Source organism: Streptomyces sp. NPDC043746 (assembly GCF_056436485.1).
Window position 1 is genome coordinate 139,773 of the sequence record NZ_JBWKCM010000012.1, and the last position, 16,669, is coordinate 156,441.

Consider the following 16,669-nt stretch of genomic DNA (forward strand, 5'->3'; position numbering starts at 1 on the left):
TACGGGAGGGATGGGATGGCCGAAGGCAGGTTCAGTCGGACGGCTCAATGCGTCTCGCGACCGCCTTGAGGCGGCGGGGCGGGTCTCCTGCCCGCGGGCCGAGTGGTGACCGTCCGGGAGTACGACTCGCCCCATCGACTGCCAACGGGATCGGGTACGGCGATCCGCACGGTCGTTGTGCAAGGCGAGTTGCCGACGTGGCCCTACTCAGCAGTACACCCCGAGCGCCCGCAGCTCGGCGACGGGCCCCGGCCCGCAGGATGTCGCACGGACCCGGGCCGCACCCCCCGAGGCGCCCTACCGGGAACCGTCGAGCCCCTCGGACAGCTCCCGCAGACATGCCGAGACCGGTCCGAAGGTGACGAGACCGCTCTGGGCACCCGCCAACTCTGCCTCGGCGGGCTGTAGTTGACGGACCGCCCGGCGCATCGTGCCGCGGTCGCCCACCGCCGCGGCCGCCTTGCCCACCACACACCACAGAGCCTCGAACATGAGATCGCGCGGCGGCGACGCGATGCCCTCCAGCGCCGCGCGCGCGGCCTCAGCCTGCCCAGCGCTCACCAGGAGCCACGGGCGCACCCAGCTCTCGTACGGTCCCCAGTCCGCCTCGGCGGTGTCCTCGGGCGGCACGGCGCCGTGAGACAGGTACAGCCCGAGCCGGGCCATCGGCAGCAGCCCGTTGCGCAGCCCCGGCATCCCCGCCCCTTCCAGGGCGGCGTCAGCCTCCCGGTACGCCTCGTCGGCCGCGGCGAGCGGACCGGTCAGAGCCGTGCGCAGGGCGCGGTACCAGGTGGTGAAGACGCCTGCCAGGGGGAGGCCGTAGCGCTCGGAGAGCCGGTCGGCGGCCGCCGCGTGCTGTTCGGCTCCGGCGAGGTCGGACACCGCGCAGCGTGACTGGAGCCGGATGAGGTGTCCGAGGACCTCGTACGTCACCAGGTCGTTGCGCTGCGCCAGGGAGACGATCTCGGCGCCGAGGGCATCCCGCCGGGGGGACAGCCCCGCGCGCTGGAAGGTCTGCATGAACACGCCGTTGAGCGCGAAGGCCAGCAGCGGCCCGTCCTCCAGGCCGCGCGCGAGCTGCTCGGCCTGCCGGGCCGCCTGGTAGGCGCGGGCCCGCTCGCCGGAGGCCGCCGTCTCGGCGGGGAGGGTGCCGCGGGACTCCACGGCGACGGTGGCCAGCAGCCGGGCGCGGGCCGGGTCGTGGACGCCGGCGGGCAGCAGCCGAAGGGTGCGCTCGGCGGCGTCGACCAGCCACTGGGCCTGCTCGGGGTCGTCGGAACGGGTCCAGACCGCCGGCACGTCGTAGATGCCGATGACGCGGGCGGTGAGTTCCGGGTCGCCGAGCTGCTCGGCGGCGGCCACGGCGGACACCCGGTGACGGCGGGCCGCCTCCAGGCCCCCGCCGCCGGTGACCGCCAGATCCCGCATCAGCCCGGCGGTGGACTCCAGCCGGGCCCGCGCGTACGAGGGGACCGCGCGCTCGTAGGCCGCCGTGGCCTCCGCCCAGACCAGGGCGGCCGTACCCCCCGGGCCGGGGTCGAGGTGGCCGGCCTGGCGCAGGACGTCGGTCTCCAGCCGACGCAGTCTCGGCCCCGGGTCGATGCCCATCTGCTCGCCGAGCAGCCGCCGGGCCCGCCGTACGACCGAGAGCGCGTCGCTCTGGCGTCCCGAGCGGTAGAGCGCCAGCACCAGCAGGTACCAGCCGTCCTCGCGCCAGGGATGCTCGGTGACGTACGCGTCCAGGTCCGGGACCGCCTGGGCGGCGGCGCCCAGGGCGAGCTGCGCCTCGGCGCGGCGCTCCACGGCCTGGCAGTTCAGTTCCCCCAGCCGCGAGCGTTCCGCGCGCACCCAGCCGGCGTCGTCGAGACCAGCGTAGGCGGGGCCCCGCCACCAGCCGAGCGCCTCGGTGAGGCGGCTGACGGCCTCGGCGGGCGGCAGTTCGGCGGCGGGGGCGATGGCGCGCTCGAAGCGCCAGGCGTCCACGTCTTCCTCGGCCGCTTTCAGGGCGTAGCCCGGCCCCTCGGTGACCAGCAGCGAGGGCTTGGCGCGGGGCGGCCGGTCGGGTTCGAGGGCGCGGCGCAGCGCGGCGACGAAAGTGCGCACGGCGCTCACCGCGTCCGCCGGCGGCTCCTCCCAGAGGTCCTCCACGAGCCGTACGACGGGAACGACACGGCGGCGCGCGACGAGGAGACGGGCCAGTACCGCCTGGTGTCTGGGACCTTTCAGCGCGACCGGCTCCCCCTGTGGGTCCCAAGCCGCCACCGGCCCCAGGACGCCCAGTGTCAGCCCCATCGGCGTCGTCCGTTCTGCCCGGGAATCACGAGGTTCAAAAGTACAGCGCTCATAAGTTGCTCATTCGCCGCGCGCAGGCTTCAGACAGGGAGGAGCGAGCGGCCCCCGGCCGCCGCCCCACAGGACCTCAGTAACGACTCACCAGAATCGAGCGGCACCATGGCACCCACCATCCCGGACTTCGAGTACCGGCGCGTCACCGTCGCCGAGGGCGTGTCCCTCAACGTGGCGGTCGGCGGATCGGGCACTCCGGTCGTCCTGCTGCACGGCTTCCCGGAGACTCACCTCATGTGGCGCCATGTCGCCACCGACCTCGCCGCCGACCACACCGTCATCGTCCCTGACCTGCGCGGCTACGGCGACAGCGACAAGCCGGTGGAGGACGGGCCGGACACCTACTCCAAGCGGACCATGGCCCAGGACATCGTCACGCTCGCCGAGAAGCTCGGGCACGAGCGCTTCGCGCTCGCCGGCCACGACCGCGGCGCGCTGGTCGCCTTCCGCGCCGGCCTCGACCACCCGGACGTCATCACCCACCTGGCCTGCCTCGACGTCCTGCCCACCCTGGACATGTGGGAGGCGCTGCACGGTGTCACGGCGGCCGTCGGCTTCCACCTGTACCTGATGGCCCAGCCGCCCGGTCTGCCCGAGAAGATGATCCAGGCCAGCTCGGACGAGTTCTTCGGCTACTTCCTGGACGTCTGGGCCGACAACCCGGACGCCGTCCCCGCCGACGTGCGGGAGGCCTACCTCACGGCATGCCGCGAGGCGGTGCCCTCGATCGTCGCCGACTACCGCGCCTCCGCCGGCATCGACGTGGACCACGACCGAGCCGACCGGGCCGCGGGCAACCAGCTCGCCATGCCCGTCTCAGTGCTCCAGCAGGACTGGGGCGCGGCCCTCGGCTACGAGGCCGCCGCCCTGTGGGGCGCCTGGGCCCAGGACCTGGACCACTCCACCGTCTCCAGCGGTCACTTCATGGCCGAGGAAGCCCCGGAGGACATCGCGGAGGCGCTGCGCAAGCTGCTGGCCCGCTCCTGACGGTACGCGCGGCGGGCGGAGTGCCGTCCGCCGCACGGGGCCGGACACCGGGCTGCGCTCCGTGCCCGCGCGGTTCCCCGGCATGAGCACTCATCCGCAGGAACAGCGGGCCGACCAGGTCAGTCACCACCGTCCCGGTGATCGCTCCCCCGGCCGGCAGCGCGAACTGCCCCAGGGCGCCTCCACGACGGCCTGCCCTGCTCCGGGCCAGGGCGCGGTCCTGCGAACGGAGCTCGAAGCCGTCCTGTCGGGTGTGCCGCAGGGCGCGGTAGGCCGACTCGCGTACCTGCGTACTCGTGGGACTCCACGCGCTGGTGTACCGCAGCGGGACCGCACACGTTGATGCGGACCCGTGGTCCGGCCGGCTCGTCACAAGCCGCACCCACTTCGGTGCGCCCCCGGAGGCAGGGTGAACCGGGCCCCGACGACCGACGTTGCTTGCGCTGGAGACGAAGCTCCGAGGTGTCAGATCATGGAAGGGACACACGAAGTGGCCAGGAAGTACAAGAGGGCGCCGAAAAGACTCGCCGTGATCGGTGCTGCCTGCGTCGCCGTCCTCACCGGTTCCGGGCTCTCCACGTCCGCCCAGGCCGCCGAGACGAGGATCCAGCTGCAGGCCTGGTCGGGAAGAGGGGCCCCGACTCCACCACGCACTCCGCGGGGAAGTACGTCGTCCTCACGCGGTGGCCTCCAGCTCCCGGGCCCTCAGCGCCAGCCACAGGTCGTAGCGGGCGCTCGGGGGACGCAGCAGGGAGCGCTGGAGCACCGCCTCCAGCCGGATCAGCCGCTTGCGGGCGCCGGGCACCGAGATGCCCAGCTCGGCCGCCGCCGGACCGAGGCGTCCCTCGCAGGCCAGCCAGGCGCGCAGGGTCTCCCCTGCCCTCGCCGCGCCCGGAGCACGCTCCAGCGGGGCCAGTTGGTGGGAGGCCCACTCCCGGACCGCCGGGCGGCGCAGGACCTCGTCGAGGTCGTGGGCCGCCCCCTCCCGCGGTACGGCGGCGGAGGGCGTGCAGGCCGGGGCGGGGGTCGCCCGGATGCGCAGGGCCAGGTCGAGGGCCGACTGGTCGGCAAGCCGGTCGAGGTCCAGGCCGAGCAGCTCGCCGATGAGCCTGAGGCGGGCGGCCAGGGTGTTGCGGTGGACCTTCAGGTGGTCGGTCGCGTGCGAGGAGAACGCCAGCCAGGACGTGGCGGTGGCCGCCAGCTCCTGGCTCCCGGGGTCCTGCGCCCGGCGCGGCACATACGTCAGGAGCGGGGCGAGCAGGGCATCGGCCCACTGCCTCCCGGCCTCGCCGACGACGAGTGCCGGTTCGGGGGCCGCTCCGAACCGGGTGTGCCGGGAAGGGAGTTCACGGGCTACGGCCAGGGCGTGGAAGGCCTGGCGGTAGCCGGTCGCGGTCTCGGCCAACGGCACCCGCTCGCTGGCGCCGACCACACACTCCGCCACCAGGGCGGCGACCTTCTCGTCGGTGGCCGTACCCGCGCCTCCGTCCGACTCCTCCGCTCCCTCCGCCGGCATCACCAGGATGAGGTGGCGGGCGTAGACGGGGCAGCGCACGATCCAGGAACGCCCGCCGTCCGCCTCCGCGCAGACCCGGGCCACCTCGTCCCGGCTGCCCCGGGGGCACTCCACGACGCAGACCCGTACGGGGTCGGGCAGCCGGGGTCGGAGGGCTCCGGCCACCTGGTGCGCGATGGAGAGCTGGCCCGTCATCAGCAGATGCAGCACCGCCTCCCGGCCGCGCGACTCGGCCAGTTCCACCCGGCGCCGCTTCCGCTCGACCGCCTCGGCCTCCCGGCACAGCGAGAGCGGCAGCAGCGCGTCGGCCAGCAGCGTGGCGAGCCCGGCGGCCACCGGGCGGGGGGTGACGACCGCGAGGAGGGGGGCAGGGGCCTCCTGGGCGTCCCGCCCCTGGGGGGCCGTGGGGGGTTCGTGCAGGGGGAAGAGCAGCGTGGTGTGCGTGCCCGTGTCGTGCGAGTACGCCAGGGCCCCGCGGCCGGTCAGCGCCCGCACGCCCTCGGCGACGAGGGCGGCCACATCGGGCACGTGGGCGGGCCGGGACCGGCCCGCGTCGCCGGGTACGGTGCCCGACGCGTGCAGCACCGTACCGTCGGAGCCCACGATTCCGGCCCAGCCGTCGGCCCGCCCCGCCAGCCAGCGCAGCAGTCCGGCCGTGCCGCCGCCGCGGGCCAGTCGCTGCATTCTCAGGACGTCGTCGGCCCGTTGCCGCGCTCGCACATGATCCCCCGATCACCACTGTGCGGGCTGTTACCCCCGCCGCCGCCACACTGGGCGCATTGATCCTCCCCGTCCTCTACCCACCGGTCTATGGTCCGAACGTGGTGTTCCGGTACGGCTGCCGGTAGGGACACGTCGTCCGGGACGCCCGCGGTTCCGGCGGCAGCGGCTCACGGGGGTGGTCGCTGTCGCCGGATTCCCTGTGCCCGGGGTGCCGTGGTCGTACGCCCCCGTGCCCGGACCAGTGTTCTCGCACGTCAGGACCGTTGTCAGTGGCGGCCTCTAACGTCGTCGGTGTCCGGACGACTGGGAGAAGAGGCCGCCGTGGAGTTCCGTATCGAGCGCAGTGCCCTGGCCGAAGCCGTGGCCTGGACCGCCCGCGTCCTGCCCGTCCGCTCCCCTGTTCCCGTCCTGGGCGGGCTGCTGCTGGACGCGCGGGGCGGGCCGCTGCGGGTGAGCGGGCTGGACTACGAGGCGTCCGCACGCATCGACGTGGACGCCGCCGAGATCCTGCGGCCCGGGAAGGTGCTCGTCATGGGGCGGCGCCTGCTCGACATCTGCAAGGTGCTGCCGGAGGGGGTGGTGGAGTGCGCGGTGGAGGGGTCGCGGTTCACCGTCTCGGCAGGCGGCGCCCGCTTCGGCCTCTCCGTGCTGCCACTGGACGACTACCCGGCGCTGCCGTCGCTCCCGCGGGTCCGGGGTGCGGTGGAGGCGGCGGAGTTCGCGGCGGCCGTCGCGGATGTGGCGGTGGCGGCGGGGCGTGACGACGCCCTGCCCGTGCTCACCGGGATCCGGCTGGGGATCGACGCGGCGGCGGGGACGATGACGCTCGCCGCCACCGACCGGTACCGGTTCGCCGTACGGACGCTGCCGTGGAAGGCGGCCGGTCCGGATGCAGGGGCGGATGCGGGGGCTGGGCCCCGGGGCGGCGTCGATGTGCTCGTCTCCGCCCGGCGGTTGACCGAGATCGCCCGCTCGCTGGGGCGCTCCGGGCTGGTGAGCGTCGCCCTGGACGCCGGTTCGGCGGGGTTCGAGCACGCCGGGACGCGGACCACGGTGCGGCTGCTGGACGGGCGGCTCCCGCGCCACGACAAGCTCTTCGCGATGGAGGACCCGGCGGCGGCGGTGGTGGACCGGGCGCGGCTGGTGGAGGCCGTCAAGCGGGTCTCCGTGGTCGCCGACGGGGACGGGCCGGTCCAGCTGGCGTTCTCCGCCGCCGACAACTCCGTACTCCTGCAAGCTGGTTACGAGGACAACGTGGCCTCCCAGCGGCTGCCCGCGACGCTTGAGGGCGCCCGCGAGATGACCGTGGCGTTCAACTCGGCGTATCTGGCGGATGCCCTGGCCTCCTTCGACGAACCGTCGCTGCGGCTGCTGATGATGGGGGCGGGGCAGCGGGCGATGATCACGGGCGAGGGGGAGCCCGGTAGGGACGCCTCCCCTCCCCGCCACCGGCATCTGCTGATGTCGGTGAAGCCGCCGCTGGTGTGAGCCGGGTCGGCACCTGCCCAGGCGTCGTGGGGCGGCGGTCATGCCGTACCCGCCCCCGCCTCCCGCCCCGAACGCCCGCACGGGGGCCCTCCCGGCAGCAGCCGGACGGGCCCCCGTGCGGGGTGGTTCACCTGCGGGTGGTCAGCAGCTCAGGTTCGCACCGGTCGTCGTGCCGAGGACCTGCGTGAACTGCGTGAACTTGTTGATGCGGCTCTGGACCTGGGCCGGGTTGCCGCCGTTGCACTCGATCGCGCCGTTGATGGAGCGGATCGTCTCGCCGAAGCCGCGGCCGTTGACGATGGCGCTGTGGCCCGTCATGGTGCCGGGGCCGGTCTGGGTGTTCCAGTACCAGAGGGCGGTGCGCCAGGCGACGGAGGAGTTCTGCTCGACCAGGTAGGGGTTGTTCAGCAGGTCGATGCCGAGCGCGTCACCGGCGGCCTTGTAGTTGAAGTTCCAGCTCAGCTGGATGGGGCCGCGGCCGTAGTAGGCGGCCTGGCCGGCGGGGCAGCCGTAGGGCTGGTTCCGGTCGCAGTAGTGCGGGTAGTTCGCCTCGTTGATCTCCTTGATGTACACCAGCCCGCCGGTCTCGTGGCTGACGTTGGCGAGGAACGCGGCGGCCTCGCGCTTCTTGACCTCGGTGCTTCCGGTGTTGGCGAAGGCCGGGTAGGAGCTGAGGGCCGCGGTCAGACCGCTGTAGGTGTAGAAGGAGTTCCGGTTCGGGAACATCTGGTTGAACTGGGCCTCGCTGACGACGAAGCCGGTGCCCGGCTGCTCACCGCCGCCCGTACCGCAGGCGCCGTTGTCGGCCCAGACGTCGGATGAGCCGGGACGCTCGTTCTGGGTCCACCACTTGGCGGTGTAGTTCCGGCCGTTGTGCGAGGCGGTCTGGCCGCCGGTGTAGACGGAGGAGGAGCTCCAGGCGGTGAAGCAGGCGGCGGCCTGGGCGGTGGCCGCGGGGAGGACGACGAGCGCCGCGACGACCGCGCCGAGCGCGACCAGCAGGCTGAGGACGCGTCTGATCACGTGATCACACTCCTTGGACGCGGCGCTACGTCCGGTCGTGCGCCGCCGTGGGGGTGCCGACACTCAAGCGATGCTGGTCTGGACCTGTCAAGGTCTAGACCAGCTTTCGTGACGCCGCCGACCACGCCGCACCGAGCCGCCACCACCCCCTGACAACGATGCCATCCCACCCCTCAACTGGCCTGATTCCGCCAGAGGTTCGGCTCGGCCGGGGGTGCTGGCGGGCTGGAAAACGGAGGCAGGAAAAACCTGGGCCGTCCAGCATGCGGGACGCCGTCGACTCCCGACCCGAGGCACCCTCGCCCCTTCCTGAGCGTCACGCCGTCGGCTCCCGACCCGAGGCGCCCTCGCCCCTGGCCGGTTCCCGGACCGAGGCGCCCCTCGCCCGCGCCGAGTGGGGCGCCGCCGACTTGCCGAAGTCGTCGAAGGTCGGCAAGTAGGAGCGGAATGCTGTGCTCCGGCTTCCGGGGCTGCTGCCATGAGGGGGTCACATTCCTCTGTGGAGAAGGGGGTTCGCCCGCAATGCGGACCACAACGATGGGCAGGGACGGGCCGGTCGTCGGCCGGCTGGGACTGGGCGCGATGGGTCTCTCGTACCGCTACGCGCCCGGCCTGACGGACCGGACCAAGGCGGTGTCGCTCGTCCAGGAGGCGGTCGACCTCGGGGTCAACCTCGTCGAGACGGCCGACGCCTACGCGGACGGTGAGAACGAGCGGCTGATCGGTGAGGCCATCCGCGGGCGGCGCGACGAGGTGGTGCTCTGCACCGGCGGCGGCCTGCTCGGCAACCCGGACGGGGTGCTGCGGCCGGCGGGCGGCCCGCAGGCGCTGCGGGCCGCGGTCGACGAGAGCCTGCGCCGCCTGCACGTGGACCACATCGACCTCTACCTCCTGCGCCGCATCGACCCCGCCGTACCGCTGACGGAGAGCTGGGGGGCGCTGGCCGAGCAGGTCTGGGCGGGCAAGATCCGCATGCTGGGGCTGCCCGTCGTGACCGTGGAGCAGGCCCGCGAGGCCGAGGCCGTGCACGAGGCGGCGGCGATCGGTGCCGAGGTGTCGCTGTTCACGCGGTGCGGTCTCGACGACGTCGTGCCGTACGCGGTCGAGCGGCGGATCGCCCTGCTGGCCGGTGCCCCGCTCGGGCGCGGCCTGTTGACCGGCGCGTTCTCCAGCACCGACGACCTGCCCCCGGGCGACTGGCGGCGCACCCAGCCGCGCTTCGCCCCGCGGGCCATCCGCCACAACTTCGCGCTCACCCAGGCCGTGGCCCAAGTGGCGGCCCGGCACGAGGCCACCCCGGCACAGGTCGCCCTGGCGTGGCTGCTCCGGCTCGGCGACCACGTGGTGCCGCTGCCGGGCACGCGGGCCTCGTACCACCTCGCGGAGAACCTCGGCGGGGACCGGATCCGGCTGACCGAACAGGACATGACCGACCTGGAGTTCCTGCCCTATCCGGCGGGCTCGGCCGAGGTGTGAGCCGGACCCGGACCACCCGCGTACGGCTGTTCCTGACTCCCCACCACTTCTGGAGTTCCTGACATGACGACCTCACTGGTACGGCAGGTCCTCCCGCGGCCACGGCCGCGGGCGGCGACGGCCGACGTCCACGGCACCACGGCGCCCGGGTTCGCCTCCGTGCACCACTTCTTCGAACGGGCCTGCCGGGAGGCGGGTCCGCCCGGATCCCAGGGAGCCGCGCTGGCGGTCGTACGGGACGGGGAGCTGGTCGTCGACCTGTGGCAGGGCACCGCCGACCCGGTCACCGGGACGCCGTGGACCGGCGACACCCTCGTACCGCTGCTGACGGGCTCCCACGCCGTCCTGGCCACGGCGGTGCTGCTCCTCGCCGACATGGGGGCGCTCGCCCTGGACCGGCCGGTGGCGGAGTACTGGCCGGAGTTCGCGGTGCGCGGCAAGGGCGCGGTGACGCTGCGGGACGTGCTGACGTTCACCGCCCGACTGCCGGGCATGGAGGCGGGGCTCGACCAGCGGGACGTCGAGAACCCGCGCATGATGGCCGCGCTCCTGGAGATGCACAGCCTGGAGGACGACCCCAGGGCCGGAGGCGTGCTGCACGGTCCGTGGACCGCCGGGTGGATCGTCGCCGAGGTGGTCCGCCGGGTCGACGGTCGCGATCTCGACCTGTTCTTCCTGGAGGAGATCGCCGGCCCGCTGGGCCTGGACGTCCACTTCGGGCTCGTACCCGACCAGCTGCCGCACACCGCCCGTATCTCGTACGGCGCGGACTTCCGCTCCCGCTTCCCGGCGCCGGACGGCGGGGCGGACGGCGGCGCGGCGGATCTCTGCGGGCGGGTGTGGAACAACCCGTCCCCGTTCCCCGCGGACGCCGGGGTGTGGAGCGAGAGCCGACGGCGCTACGCGATCGTCCCCTCGCTGGGGGCGTACGCCTCGGCGCGGGGTCTCGCCCGGCTCCAGGGTGTCCTGGCCGCCGATGCCGTACGGGCGCCGGGCGAGGAGCCGTTGCTGCTGTCGCGGCGCACGCTCGACCAGGCGCGGAGCTTCTGGGTGGAGGGGCTGGACCCGCTGCTCGGGGGGGTCAGCGCTTATGGCGAGGGGGGCCTCCAGCTCCTCGACGACGGGCTCCACCCGGCTGTCCGCGCCGGCGCCTTCGGCCACCAGGGCCCCGGCGGCATCGCGTACCAGGCCTGGCCCCAGGCCCGGACCGGCGCCGCCTGGATCCGCGGCCGGCTGACAGCGGGCCCGGGCGCCCGGCTCCTGGACGAGGTGGCCGACGCGGTGGACCGGGCGCTGCGGGCGGGCTGAGCCCCGAGGGGAACGCCCCGGGGCGGAACCGGCGCGAGGCGGTTCCGCCCGCCCCGGGGGGCGCCTGGCGCCGGGGAGGCGACCGACCTCGGAGGGGCACCCGCCCCCGGACCGCAACCGGCCGCGAAGCGGGTCCGCCCGCCCCTGGAGAGCCTGCCGTCGCGGGGGCGCCTGGCGCCGGGGGCCGCCCGACCTCGGAGGGGCACCCGCCCCCGGAGGGGCACCCGCCCCCGGAGGGGGCCGCCCGCCCCTCGGGGGTCCCCCTGCGCTCGGAGGCACCTGCGGCCCGACGGCGGGCCGACTTGGCCAGGCCAGGCCAGGCCTGATCGCACCGGCCGGACGGGCAGGCAGGCGATCAGGCGGTCAGCCGGCAAGTGGGCATCCGGCAGGCGGGCGGGCGGGCCAAGCAGGCGAGCCGTCGAGCCGGGTGGCGTGCGGGCCGGTCGGTCAGGCCAGGCGCACCAGCCAGGCCGACCGCCCCGCACGCCACCCCCTGCCCCCGCGGCCGAGCCGGTCAGGCCCGCCCCGCACGCCACCCCCTGCCCCCGCGGCCGAGCCGGTCAGGCCCGCCCCTCGTCGCGGCCCCGCCCCGCGCGGCCCCGGTCATGTCCGGCGAGGCGTCTCCCGAGGCCGCCCCCGGCCACCCTGGCCACTCCGGTCGGCCCGGCCACCCTGGCCACTCCGGTCGGCCCGGCCACCCTGGCCACTCCGGTCGGCCCGGCCGCCATGGCCCCCAGGTCGCTCCCCCCCGATCCGGGCACCCCGGCCACCTCCCTCCCCCCGGTCCGCGGCAAGCCCGTGCAGGACGACGTCCCAGACGGAGTCCCAGACCGCGTCCCACGCCGCGTCGCGGGGCGTGCCCTGGGCGGCCATCGCGCCCTCCGCGAGGTGGGCCAGCATCGCCACCGCGTCCTCGGGCGCGACGCCGGGGCGGAGCCGGTGGGCGCCGTGGGCCCGGTCGAGCAGGTCTCGGAGGACGGGGAGCCAGGTATCGGCCAACGGCGGCACGTCCTCCGGCGGACCGGCTTCCAGGCGGCGTACGGCGCGGACGAAGCGGTCCTCGTGCGCCAGCCGGGCGAGCGTGTCGATCAGGGTACGCAGCTCCCGTAACGGGTCGGCGGCGGGGGCGAGTTCCGCCAGGGACCGGCCGAAGCGGGCGCGCCCGGTGGTGCGCACCTCGTCGGCCAGGGCGGTCTTGTTCCGGAAGTGGAAGGTCAGAGCGCCGATCGAGGTCGCGGCCCGCCAGGCCACCCGCTGGAGTGAGGCGCCGTCGTAGCCGCGCTCGGCGAACTCGTCGGCCGCCGCCTCCAGCACGGTCTGGCGCGTCCTGGCCGCCCGTTCCTGCATGCGCCTTCTCCTTGAACCTCGGTAAGTCGTCGTGCTTCTCCCAGAAATATAACGAACATTCTCTATGTTTGTTAGTCTGCTCAGCGACGCTCACCTGGGAGGGACCTGCCGTGACGACGATGCACGAAACGCCCGAGATGGCGACGGGCCGAGCGCTGGACGACCTGTCCCGCCTCCTCTTCGGCCATCTGCACCGCTCCGACCAGCAGCGTTGGGGGCATGTGTACTTACAGGGACTGCTGCGCACGCACGGCAAGAAGACCGTGCGCCGCATGGCGGCCACCGTGACCGGATCCGAGGCGGCGTCGTCGTCGCTGCACCAGTTCGTGAACGCCAGCCCCTGGGAGTGGACCCCGGTCCGAGGCCGCCTGGCCCGCTGGGCCGCCCGCTCGCTGCCGGTGCGGAGCTGGACCCTGGCGCCGACGGTGCTGCCCAAGCGGGGCGACCACTCGCCCGGGGTGCACCAGCGCTTCCTGCCGGAGTCCGGGCGCACGGTCAACTGCCAGCTGGGACTCGGCCTGTTCCTGGACGCCAGGCAGGCGCACATCCCGGTCGACTGGCGACTCTTCCTGCCTCCCCGGTTCACCCGGGACCCCGCCGTGCGCGACCGGGCGAAGATCCCCGCGACCGCACAGCCCCAGCCGCTGTGGGACCACGCCCTCCACCTGGTCCAGGAGATGACGTCCTGGACGGACGACGGGCCGACCGCACCGGTGGTGGCCGACCTGACGGCCCTGTGCGACGTCACACCGCTGGCGCAGCGGCTCCAGGGCAGCGGGCACGCCTTCGTGCTCGCCATCCCGGGCCAGACCGCCCTCGGCGGACCCGAACTGCCGCCGGGCGAACGGCCGTCGGCACGCGCGCTGCTGCTGCGCGGCGGGGTGCGGCACCCGGCGGGCGCGGGCCGGCAGATCATCTCGTACGAGACCCCCGTGCGCGGCGTGCGCCCGAGCGGTGAGCACACCCGGGGGCCGGGGCGGCTGATGGCCGAGTGGGACGCGGGCACGGGGCGCCCGGGCCGGATCTGGCTGACGAACATCACCGACCGCCATCCGGCCGAACTGCTGGAGCTGGCCCGCTCACCCCAGGGGGCGCAGACCGCCGTCCGGCGCATGGGCGAGGACTTCGGGCTCCTGGACTTCGAGGGCCGCTCCTTCCCCGGTTGGCACCGGCACATGACGCTCGTCTCGGCCGCCTACACGTGCGGCACCCTGGAGGGCACGACCCCCTGACGCGACCGCTTGCGCAGACAAATACATATCGGCCAGGGCTCGCTTTGTGGGCACCGGCACTCCCCAGATGATTGCATGGGCATGTATCTTGTTGTTATCGCAGTCGAGAAGGGGAGCTGTTCCATGACGATCAACCAGCAGCCACGCGCCGCCTCCGATCAGACCATGTGGGAGGCCGTCCTCGGCCTGCACGCCTTCGTGGAACGCCAGCTCGCACACACCCTCCAGCGCCGCTACGGCGTCGGGCTGTCCGAGTACCGGGCCCTGGAGACCCTCCACCAGGCCGAGAAGGGCGAGTGCCGCATGCAGGAGCTGGCGGACCACATCGGCCTGGGCCAGAGTTCGGTGACACGCCTGGTGGGGAGGCTCGACAGCGCCGGGTACGCCTACAAGGACAGCTGCGCCGACGACAAGCGCGGCGTCTTCGCCGTCATCACCGAGGACGGCCGCAAGCGCTACCAGGAAGCCCGCGCCACGTACGCCGACGTCCTCAGCTCCGCCCTCAACACCGCGAGCGCCGACGCCCAGCTCGCCCGGGCGGTGCAAGCGCTGCGCAGCGCTGCCTGACGCGACCACAACAGACGGCGGGAGGCGGCCGGGGTGACCCGGCATCCCCGCCGTCTTTGCATGTTCGGGCTCCTTCCGCAGCCGACGCGTGTGTGACCTGGATCACGCGAACACTCTTTTTATTTGCTTGACCATGCAAATAGAACCCCGTAAGTTCTCTCTCGTAGCCAGATCTCGCGGCCTCACAGCCCGGCTCGGCTCGATCGCGCAACCGGCTCGTGCGGCTCGATCGCGCAGCCGGACCGCACAGCCGGATCCTGCCGCCAGATCGCCCAACCACCGAGGGGGGACCGTTGCCATCGCCTCGCCTGTTACAGGCATTCAGCAGACATGTGCAGGAACAGCCCGACAGCACCGCGCTCGTCGCCTCCGGCGAACGGGTCACCTACGCGGAGCTGGAGCGGCTGACCCGCCTCGCCGCCGCGGACCTGGACGGCGCCGGCTTCGGATTCGTCCGCGCCCTGTGCGTCCCGGCACACAAGTCGCCGGAGACCATCGCCCTGCTGCTGGCGGCCTGGCGCCAGGGGATCAACACCCTGGTCCCCTCCCCGAGTCTGGGCGCCGCAGCCCTGGCCACGCTCACCGCCCAGGCCCACGGCCCGATGACGGCCACCGCGGTCCCCGGCGGCGGCGTGACCCTGGCGCGGGAGGAGACCGACCCCGCACGGGCGGAGGGCTTCAGCGTGCCCGACCCCGCCGAGTCGCTGCTGACCCTCACCACCTCCGGGTCCACCGGCGTACCCAAGCTCGTCCCGATCCGCACGGAGGCCTTCGACCGGTTCGCCGACTGGGCCACCGGGAAGTTCGGGCTCGACAGCACCACCCGGAGCCTGAGCTTCTCCCCGCTCAACTTCGACCTGGCGCTCCTCGACGTCTGGGCCGTCCTGGAGGCCGGCGGCACGATCGTGCTGGCCGACGCCGGGGCCAGCGGGGACGCCGCCTATCTGCGGGAGCTGGCCCTCACCCACGAGGTGACCCTGGTCCAGGGCGTGCCGCTCCTCCACCGGCTGCTGGCAGCGGACGGGGCCCGCTACCCGAGGGTCCGTACGGTCGTCTTCACCGGGGAGGCCGTCTCCGAGCAGGGGCTGCGGGACGCGTTCGCCGCCTGCCCGGGCGCCCGCTTCCACAACGTCTTCGGCTGCACCGAGACCAACGACAGCTTCATCGAGGACATCGACCCGGACGCGTACGTCCATCCGCTGCCCATCGGCACCCCGATCGACGGCACCGACGCCGTGCTGCTGATCGACGGGCCCGGGGGCACCGAGGTCCTCCAGGGGCCCGGCACCGGTGAACTGCTGGTGCACACCCCCTTCCAGACCGGCGGCTATCTCGAACAGGCCCGCAACGCGCACGCGTTCATGCCCGACCCGCGCGGCGGCGGCGCCATGTTCTACCGCACCGGCGACCTCGTCCACCGCGACGCCGACGGCCGCTACTTCCTCCAGGGACGCACGGACTTCCAGGTCAAGGTGCGCGGCGTGCGCACCAACACCCTGGAGGTCGAGACCGTCCTCGGCGCCCACCCGGACGTCGTCGAGGCCTGTGTCGTCGCCCTGCCCTGCCCCGAGGCCGGCAACCGGCTGCACGCCGAAGTGGTGCGCCGGGACGGGGCCTCCCTCAGCTCGCTGGGACTGCGGGCGTACGCGGCGAAGCACCTGCCGCGGCACGCCGTGCCCAGCTCGGTCGGGCTCGCCGGCGCCCCGCTGCCGAAGACCCCGACCGGCAAGCCCGACCGCAACTCGATCAAGAAGACCCGACTGAACGGAGACGCCCCATGAGCACCGGAGCCAACGACCCGATCCGCGCCTACATCGTCAACGAGTTCCTCGCCGGCGAGGACGCCGAGGACCTGACCGACGACTTCGACCTGATCGAGAGCACCGTCGTCAACAGCCTCGGCCTGGTCCGCCTCATCTCCTGGATATCCGAGACGTACCACATCCCCGTCGACGACATCCCCCTGGAGCCGGCCGCCTACCGCACGCTCGCGGACATCCGCCGGTTCGTCGAGCAGGCCGCCCCGGCCGCCGTCTGACCCCACAGCCCCACCGCCCGTCCCCGTACCGCCGCTCCCCCACACACAGGCACCCGCAGACACGCACAGACACCCGCGCCAGGCGCACCAGCACACGTCCAGCACACGTCCAGCACACAGCGATGACAGGAGTACTCCCATGATCGTCCGTTCTCTCTCCGACGTCCCCGCGGTCGAGTGGGGCAGCGGCACCAGCCACCGCCTGCTCACCGAGGCGGACGGTATGGGCTTCACCGTCTGCGAGACGCTGGTCCGCCAGGGCACCACGAGCGGGCTGCAGTACCTCGGCCACCTGGAGGCCTGTTACTGCATCGGCGGCTCGGGCGAGGTCGTCACCACCGAGGGCGTCCGCCACAAGATCAAGACCGGGACCATCTACGCCCTGGACCAGCACGACGCCCACCACCTGATCGCCTCCGACGACGAGGACCTCCTCCTCGTCTCCGTCTTCAGCCCGGCGCTGCGCGGCGACGAGAAGCACTCGCTCTCCGAGGACGGCTACTCCCGCTACTGATCACCACCGCCGGGGGGGGGGGGGGGGGGGGGGGGGGGGGGGGGGGGGAGGGGGACCCACCACAAACAAAAAGAAGAAAAAAAAAAAAACACCCACCCACCCAC

13 protein-coding genes are annotated in these 16,669 nt (G+C 73.6%); 9 read left to right on the top strand and 4 right to left on the bottom strand.

Features of this window, described 5'->3' with window-relative positions:
- Positions 1-297 precede the first annotated feature (297 nt).
- Positions 298-2,292, bottom strand: a complete 1,995-nt coding sequence (locus AC0682_RS15815) for an AfsR/SARP family transcriptional regulator (protein WP_478533345.1) — start codon at positions 2,290-2,292, stop codon at positions 298-300.
- Positions 2,293-2,451: 159 nt separating this feature from the next.
- Here AC0682_RS15815 and AC0682_RS15820 point away from each other — a divergent pair, with 159 nt between their 5' ends.
- On the top strand, positions 2,452-3,333 hold the full coding sequence (locus AC0682_RS15820; protein WP_478533347.1) for an alpha/beta fold hydrolase: 882 nt from the start codon (positions 2,452-2,454) through the stop codon (positions 3,331-3,333).
- Positions 3,334-4,009: 676 nt separating this feature from the next.
- Here AC0682_RS15820 and AC0682_RS15825 read toward each other — a convergent pair.
- Positions 4,010-5,533 carry a helix-turn-helix domain-containing protein gene (locus tag AC0682_RS15825; protein ID WP_478533348.1) on the bottom strand — a complete coding sequence of 508 codons (1,524 nt, stop codon included), beginning with the start codon at positions 5,531-5,533 and terminating at the stop codon, positions 4,010-4,012.
- Between the two features lie 360 nt (positions 5,534-5,893).
- Here AC0682_RS15825 and dnaN point away from each other — a divergent pair, with 360 nt between their 5' ends.
- On the top strand, positions 5,894-7,060 hold the full coding sequence (gene dnaN, locus AC0682_RS15830) for a DNA polymerase III subunit beta (protein WP_478533390.1): 1,167 nt from the start codon (positions 5,894-5,896) through the stop codon (positions 7,058-7,060).
- 141 nt (positions 7,061-7,201) lie between these two features.
- Here dnaN and AC0682_RS15835 read toward each other — a convergent pair whose 3' ends face one another.
- The gene (locus AC0682_RS15835) at positions 7,202-8,083 is read right to left on the bottom strand and encodes a glycoside hydrolase family 19 protein (RefSeq protein WP_478533349.1); all 882 of its coding nucleotides are present in this window, start codon (positions 8,081-8,083) and stop codon (positions 7,202-7,204) included.
- 522 nt (positions 8,084-8,605) lie between these two features.
- Here AC0682_RS15835 and AC0682_RS15840 point away from each other — a divergent pair.
- Positions 8,606-9,559: an aldo/keto reductase gene (locus AC0682_RS15840; RefSeq protein ID WP_478533350.1), complete on the top strand. Its 954-nt coding sequence runs from the start codon at positions 8,606-8,608 to the stop codon at positions 9,557-9,559.
- A gap of 63 nt (positions 9,560-9,622) precedes the next feature.
- Entirely contained in the window at positions 9,623-10,867 is a 1,245-nt protein-coding gene (locus AC0682_RS15845; RefSeq protein WP_478533351.1) for a serine hydrolase domain-containing protein, read from the top strand.
- Between the two features lie 603 nt (positions 10,868-11,470).
- Here AC0682_RS15845 and AC0682_RS15850 read toward each other — a convergent pair.
- Positions 11,471-12,214 (bottom strand): TetR family transcriptional regulator, encoded by a 744-nt coding sequence (locus AC0682_RS15850; RefSeq protein WP_478533352.1) that lies wholly within the window; start codon positions 12,212-12,214, stop codon positions 11,471-11,473.
- 119 nt (positions 12,215-12,333) lie between these two features.
- Between AC0682_RS15850 and AC0682_RS15855 the strand changes: the two genes are divergently transcribed.
- The 5 genes from AC0682_RS15855 (at position 12,334) to AC0682_RS15875 (ending at position 16,565) form a co-directional block, all read left to right on the top strand.
- Entirely contained in the window at positions 12,334-13,446 is a 1,113-nt protein-coding gene (locus tag AC0682_RS15855; RefSeq protein ID WP_478533391.1) for an IS701 family transposase, read from the top strand.
- Positions 13,447-13,569: 123 nt separating this feature from the next.
- Complete coding sequence (locus AC0682_RS15860; RefSeq protein ID WP_254812244.1) at positions 13,570-14,013, top strand: MarR family winged helix-turn-helix transcriptional regulator; 444 nt, start codon at positions 13,570-13,572, stop codon at positions 14,011-14,013.
- A gap of 332 nt (positions 14,014-14,345) precedes the next feature.
- Complete coding sequence (locus AC0682_RS15865; protein WP_478533353.1) at positions 14,346-15,794, top strand: AMP-binding protein; 1,449 nt, start codon at positions 14,346-14,348, stop codon at positions 15,792-15,794.
- On the top strand, positions 15,791-16,051 hold the full coding sequence (locus AC0682_RS15870; RefSeq protein WP_254812242.1) for an acyl carrier protein: 261 nt from the start codon (positions 15,791-15,793) through the stop codon (positions 16,049-16,051). Before AC0682_RS15865 ends, AC0682_RS15870 begins: the two co-directional genes overlap by 4 nt.
- A 139-nt stretch (positions 16,052-16,190) precedes the next feature.
- Positions 16,191-16,565 carry an ectoine synthase gene (locus tag AC0682_RS15875; protein WP_254812241.1) on the top strand — a complete coding sequence of 125 codons (375 nt, stop codon included), beginning with the start codon at positions 16,191-16,193 and terminating at the stop codon, positions 16,563-16,565.
- The last annotated feature ends 104 nt before the right edge of the window (positions 16,566-16,669 follow it).

Bases quoted from the DNA above. Each gene is read 5' to 3' on its own strand.
- AC0682_RS15870 (WP_254812242.1), top strand. From the start codon at position 15,791: ATGAGCACCGGAGCCAACGACCCGATCCGCGCCTACATCGTCAACGAG.
- AC0682_RS15820 (WP_478533347.1), top strand. From the start codon at position 2,452: ATGGCACCCACCATCCCGGACTTCGAGTACCGGCGCGTCACCGTCGCC.
- AC0682_RS15840 (WP_478533350.1), top strand. From the start codon at position 8,606: ATGCGGACCACAACGATGGGCAGGGACGGGCCGGTCGTCGGCCGGCTG.
- AC0682_RS15855 (WP_478533391.1), top strand. From the start codon at position 12,334: ATGCACGAAACGCCCGAGATGGCGACGGGCCGAGCGCTGGACGACCTG.
- AC0682_RS15825 (WP_478533348.1), bottom strand. From the start codon at position 5,533: ATGCAGCGACTGGCCCGCGGCGGCGGCACGGCCGGACTGCTGCGCTGG.
- AC0682_RS15845 (WP_478533351.1), top strand. From the start codon at position 9,623: ATGACGACCTCACTGGTACGGCAGGTCCTCCCGCGGCCACGGCCGCGG.
- AC0682_RS15875 (WP_254812241.1), top strand. From the start codon at position 16,191: ATGATCGTCCGTTCTCTCTCCGACGTCCCCGCGGTCGAGTGGGGCAGC.
- AC0682_RS15815 (WP_478533345.1), bottom strand. From the start codon at position 2,292: ATGGGGCTGACACTGGGCGTCCTGGGGCCGGTGGCGGCTTGGGACCCA.
- AC0682_RS15850 (WP_478533352.1), bottom strand. From the start codon at position 12,214: ATGCAGGAACGGGCGGCCAGGACGCGCCAGACCGTGCTGGAGGCGGCG.
- AC0682_RS15860 (WP_254812244.1), top strand. From the start codon at position 13,570: ATGACGATCAACCAGCAGCCACGCGCCGCCTCCGATCAGACCATGTGG.